The sequence below is a fragment of the Streptomyces sp. NPDC056948 genome, from assembly GCF_042674225.1.
Classification (GTDB): domain Bacteria; phylum Actinomycetota; class Actinomycetes; order Streptomycetales; family Streptomycetaceae; genus Streptomyces; species Streptomyces purpurascens.
On record NZ_JBHUQX010000545.1, the window covers coordinates 1 to 5,108 of the forward strand.

Below are 5,108 nucleotides of genomic sequence, written 5' to 3' on the forward strand. Positions count from 1 at the left end.
GTCCAGGGGCGGGAACTCCTCCCGCAGCTCCCGCCACAACCGCCCCTCCTCCCGGTCCTGGTGCCCCGTCAGGTGAGCGAGCTGGTTGACCGCGAGGAGCAGCGAGCCGAGGATCCACCAGGCCCGTTCGGTCATCTGGGCCAGGGCGTTGGCGCTGTTGAGGGCGAGCGGAACCTGGTCCTGGTTGTGCAGATTGGTCGGTACGGCCGTGAAGGACGCCGGATGGCCGAGCTGGCGCAGCCGGCTCAGATGGGAACTCGCGGCGATCTGCACTCCGGCGAAGCCGCTCCCGGCGCCGGGCCGTGGCGTCAGCAGCGGCGGCAGACCGCCGTTGGCGGCCGGGTCCAGCACCAGGGCGAGCTGCCGCTCCAGCAGATAGGCCACCTGGTGGACACAGCAGGCGTGCGTCTCGGAGACGAACGCCACGGGCGCGGCATGGAAGTTGCCGCCGTGCAGCAGGGTGCCGTCGACCAGCACGGGGTTGTCGCTGCACCCCTCGGCCTCGTCGGTCAGGACCGAGCCCTGGAGGTCCAGTTGGTCCAGGACGGCCCCCAGGACCTGCGGGGCGCACCGCAGCGAATAGCGCTCCTGCAGCGGCCGGTCCGGGCCGGGGTCCGTGCCGGTCCCGGCGCCGGAGGCGGCGCGTTCGGCCCGGATCCACGCGGCGGCCGTGCGCTGCCCGGGCTGGTTGCGCACCCGCTGCAGGGCGTCCTCGTAGGGTTCCCCCGAGGCGCCGAGGAGCGCGGCCGTGCGGCCGGTGACCACCGCGGCGGCCCGGGTGAGCGCGCCCATCTCCCGGTGGGTGTGCAGGGCGCGGGCCAGGCAGGCGCTGCTGCCGTTGACGAAGGCGAGCGCGGACCGGGCCTCCCATACGACGGGCGGCAGGCCCAGGGCGGCCAGCGCGGCCGGCGCGTCCGCACGCCGCCACTCGCCCTCGGGGCCCCGGCACCATGCCTGGCCGGCGTCGTCCGCGGCGAAGGCCAGGGCGGCGTGGGCCAGCGGCACCAGGTCGCCGCTCGCACTCAGGCTGCCCTCGCTCGGCACCACGGGGACGAAGCCCGCGTTCACCAGGTCGGCGAGGCGCTGCCATGTCTCCGGCGCGACGGCGGAGTGCCCCAGGGCCATGCCGCGCAGCCGCAGCCGGACCATGGTGCGGGTCACCTCCGGCGGCAGCGGATCCCCCTGCCCCGTGGCCAGGTGGGAGATGAGGCCCGTCCCCTGACGGGCCGGGTCCGGGTCGGCGGGATGGTCCACCAGCGGACCGAAACCGTGGGTGACCCCATAGACGTGCCGGGAGCCGTCGAGGCCGGCCAGGGTGCGGTGGGCCGCCGCCATACGGGAGTGCTCGGCGGACGTCGGTTCGAGTGGGGCGGTGCTGCGGTCCAGCAGGTCGCGCACCCGGGTGTCGGGCGATCGGCTGTCGTCGGATGAGCGGGGGAGGGGCATGACTGCCTTCCGTCGTCCTGGTGCGGGCGGATGTGCGGGCCGCCGCCTCAGCTCGGCCGGAAGCCGAGCGGGCCGACCGCCTCCTCCAGCAGTCCGGCCAGCCGGATCAGCAGCGGTTCGTGGTCGCGGCGGGCGATGAGCTGGACGCACAGCGGCGCGCCGCGCTCGTCCCGGGCGACCGGCAGGGTGAGCGCGGGCAGCCCCGCGAAGCTGGCCAGCGGTGTGTAGGCCACCCGCAGGTCGTAGTCGGGGTCCTGAGGGCCAGGGATGGTCGACACCCGGGCGCCTGCCGCGGTCAGGTCCGGCGGTGCGGCCGGGTCCAGGGGCAGCAGCCAGGCGTCGACGCCCGCGGCGTCGAAGCCGGCTTCGACCGTGGCGCGGGTGTGTGCCAGACGCTCCAGGATCCAGGCGTAGCGGTCGTCCTGGACCTTGGCACCCACCTCCAGCGCGCCTCGGGTGGTCTCGTGCAGGTCGGCGGGCACCCAGGGCCGCCACACCTGGTAGGCGTCCCAGGCCTGCCGCGCGCACAGCTCCCAGGCGGGTCCGCGCAGCGCCCACAGGTCGTCGACCCGCACCGGGCCGAGCTTCTGGCCGCTCGCCTCCAGATGCCCGCAGGCCGTCTCCAGGGCCCCGCGCATGACGGGCCCGCAGGTGCCCTCGGGCCCTTCGGCGTTCGCGACGACACCGATCCGGTACGGGCCCTCGCCGGCCGGGCGCTGGGCGCCGAGCCGGTCGAGTCCGAGGAGCGGCCACAGGTACGCCAGGTCCGCCGCGCTGCGGGTGACCCAGCCGAGCGCGTCCATGGGCGGGGAGAGCGGGAAGACCCCCTCCAGCAGGGAGGTGCGCTGCGTCATCCGCAGTCCCACCGTCGCGCACTGCCCGGCGGGCCAGCGCACCGAGCCGAGCACGTCGGTGCCGAGGCCGAGGTCGCAGATGCCGGCGGCCACCGACACGGCCGTACCGGTGCTGGAGCCGCCCGGGTCGATCTGCGGAACGTAGGGGTTGACGCACTCCGACCCCACCCCGATGTTGAGCTCGGTGGTGACCACCTTGGCGGTCACGGCAGCGAGTTCGGGCGGCAGGGCGGCGATCGCGGGGTTCGAGACCCGGGCGTGGTGACGGTGGCCGCGCAGGCCGAGCCGGGTGGGGAAGCCGGCCACGTCCACGGTGTCCTTCACCCCCACGCGCACCGGTGCGGCGTCCGTGCCGAGCGGGGCGCGCTGGACGGTCGCCCGGTAGCGGGCATCGGCCCGGTCCGACCAGTCGGCCTCCGCGGTGCGCCACTCCTCGGCGGTCAGCGTGCCCCGGGCGCGGGCAGCCACCCTCTCCCGCAACGGCAGCGCCACCGGAGGGCCGGGCTGCGGCGCCTCGGGTGCGGCGTTCCAGCGTGCCTCGTGCGCGTAGGCGGTGATCGCGTCCTGTGGTGTGGGGGCGTCAGACATGCTCGGCCTCCTGGGCGGGGCGTGCGGTGGCGGTGAGCTCGGCGGTGAGGACCTTGCCGGTGGCGCTGCGGGGGATACGGGGTACGCGACGCACGGCGCGCGGGGCGGGCAGCCCCGAGGGAAGCCGGCCCAGCCGTCGGCGCAGGGCCGCCGGGTCGACCGGTCCGGGCCCGGCGTAGAACACCTCGTAGTGCTCTCCCCGGACCGGATCGCTGACGGGCGCGCAGACGAGGTCCAGGCCGGGGCAGCGGGCGCGTGCCAGGTCCTCCACGCGGGCCAGGTCGCAGCGCACCCCGTTCACCTTGACCAGCCGGGACGCCCGCCCCACATGGTGGAAGGTGCGCGGCGTCACCGGTGTGACGAGATCGGGCAACTCCCAGTCGTCCGGGGGCGTTTCGGTGCCGGTACGGCGGGCCAGCCGAGGACCGGTGACCCTCAGGCGCTGGACCGTTTTGTCGCCGTCCGCGATGCCGCCGGGCAGCACCTCCACGTCGGGCAGCAGGCGCCAGGGCAGGCCTCCCGTGTGCTCACCGGCGACCGGGCGATGCGCGACGGCCCCGGTCTCGGTGGAGCCGAGGAGCTCGTGGGCCCGGAAGCCGGTGTCCGCGAGGCGTTCGGCGACCTGGTGGGCGGCGGGCGTGGCCGGGCCGGTGCTGTGCAGGGCCGTCACCCGGCCGTGCCGTGCCAGGGCCGTCGTGTGCCGGGCGAGCAGTTGCCAGGTGGAGGGCAGACAGACCAGCAGGGTGGGAACGCCGTCCTCGAGCGGCGGCACGGTGAGCGGCTCGTCCCACAGCCCGGTCACCGGGATGTCCTCGAGCCGGGGCAGCTCGCGCCCGTAGAGCCGGCCGTAGAGGTGGCCGGGAGGCGCGTACGACACGATGCGGCCGAACCGGGCGGAACCCAGCACCACGTCGTGCACCAGTGCCGCCTCGGCGTGTAACTGGGCCTCGGTGCGCAGCCAGGTCACGGGCGGGCCGGTGCTGCCGGAGGTGGCGAAGGCGATGTCCGGCACGGTCAGCTCCCGAGCCCGAGGGCCGCCGTGTCCTCCAGGCGTTCGTGGGTGAAGCGCACCATCCGCTCCACGCTGGAGAACCAGAAGCGGACGTCGTCGGCGACGAAGTCCACCTCGATCCCGAACTCGCTCTCGATGGCGGAGATGCACTCCATGGCGGTGAGGCTGTCGTAGCGCTCACCGAGCGCCGTCTGGAGTTCGGCGTCGGAGGGCACCTCGGTGAAGGCGTCGCCGATGCGGGTGGCCAGGACGGTCCGGGTCCGGTCGTGGATCTCTTCGGGGGAGGGGAGGGTCGTGGTCATGGTCGTACTCCTTGCACGGGAAACACGGGAAACACGGGAAGCAGAGGGGAACAGGGGGCGGCGAGGCGGGGGCCGCCGGTGCGGTCAGACCGCGGCGGCCGGCACGGGCCCCACGGCGGTGCCGTCGGCCCGGCGCAGCCCCTCGCCGGCGCCGACGTAGACATCGGAGGGCGAGGTCGGCCGGAACTCCAGGTAGCAGAAGGGGGTTCCGGCGTCGGCACCGAGCGCCTCGGTGACGCAACGGGCGAGCCCGTCGCGGAAGGCGTCGTCGCGGTCGGGGCCCACACAGCAGGTCACCGACGCGTGGCGCGGGCCGGAGCCGTCGGCGTCCCCGTCGTACGGCAGGGCCTCGACCGGCATCCCGCCGGAGAAGACGGTGCTCTCCTCGGTGGGTTCAAAGCGCACGACGACGTGACCGGCCTGGACGCCCTGGGCGGTGAGCCAGCGGGTGAGGCGCAGCGCGACGGCGCGACGGCGGGGTACGGGGAGTTCGGGGGTACGGATGGTGATCGTGGGCACGAGGTCTCCCGTTCGGCGGTTCAGGACAGGGCGAGGGCCGGCAGCGCGCCGGGGTCCGTGGCCAGGCGCCGGGCCAGCAGGGTGCCGAGGCAGTCGGCGAGCGGCCCTCCGCCGCCGGGGGCCAGTGGGCTCCACGCGGTGCCGTCGGCGCCGCGCACCCGGTCGGTGAACGCGCGGACGTGCCCGGCGTCGAGGGCGAGCCCGGCCCGGTCGGCCGCCAGCACCGCCTCGTAGGTGGACAGCAGGTCGGGGACCCGGTTGCCCTCGCCCGCGTGGCCGCCGCCCCGTACGCGATGGCGGGCGAGCAGGACGCCGACGGCCTCGCGGGCCTCGGCGGGCGGGGCGAGGCCGGGGCCGAGGAGCAGCCGGACGCGCTGGGCCTGGAGG

5 protein-coding genes and 1 pseudogene are annotated in these 5,108 nt (G+C 75.5%); all 6 read right to left on the minus strand.

The annotated features are described in order from the left end of the window. A partial coding sequence (locus tag ACFTZL_RS40670) for an aromatic amino acid ammonia-lyase (protein ID WP_382594331.1) occupies positions 1-1,446 on the minus strand: 1,446 nt, incomplete at its 3' end. A gap of 47 nt (positions 1,447-1,493) precedes the next feature. Further along, positions 1,494-2,888: an amidase gene (locus ACFTZL_RS40675; RefSeq protein ID WP_382594334.1), complete on the minus strand. Its 1,395-nt coding sequence runs from the start codon at positions 2,886-2,888 to the stop codon at positions 1,494-1,496. Continuing rightward, positions 2,881-3,900: an acyl-CoA synthetase gene (locus tag ACFTZL_RS40680; protein WP_382594336.1), complete on the minus strand. Its 1,020-nt coding sequence runs from the start codon at positions 3,898-3,900 to the stop codon at positions 2,881-2,883. Before ACFTZL_RS40680 ends, ACFTZL_RS40675 begins: the two co-directional genes overlap by 8 nt. A gap of 2 nt (positions 3,901-3,902) precedes the next feature. Continuing rightward, positions 3,903-4,202 (minus strand): acyl carrier protein, encoded by a 300-nt coding sequence (locus ACFTZL_RS40685; RefSeq protein ID WP_382594339.1) that lies wholly within the window; start codon positions 4,200-4,202, stop codon positions 3,903-3,905. 84 nt (positions 4,203-4,286) lie between these two features. After that, on the minus strand, positions 4,287-4,721 hold the full coding sequence (locus tag ACFTZL_RS40690) for a hypothetical protein (RefSeq protein WP_382594342.1): 435 nt from the start codon (positions 4,719-4,721) through the stop codon (positions 4,287-4,289). A gap of 20 nt (positions 4,722-4,741) precedes the next feature. Further along, a pseudogene (locus tag ACFTZL_RS40695) lies at positions 4,742-5,108 on the minus strand (prenyltransferase); the annotation flags it as partial.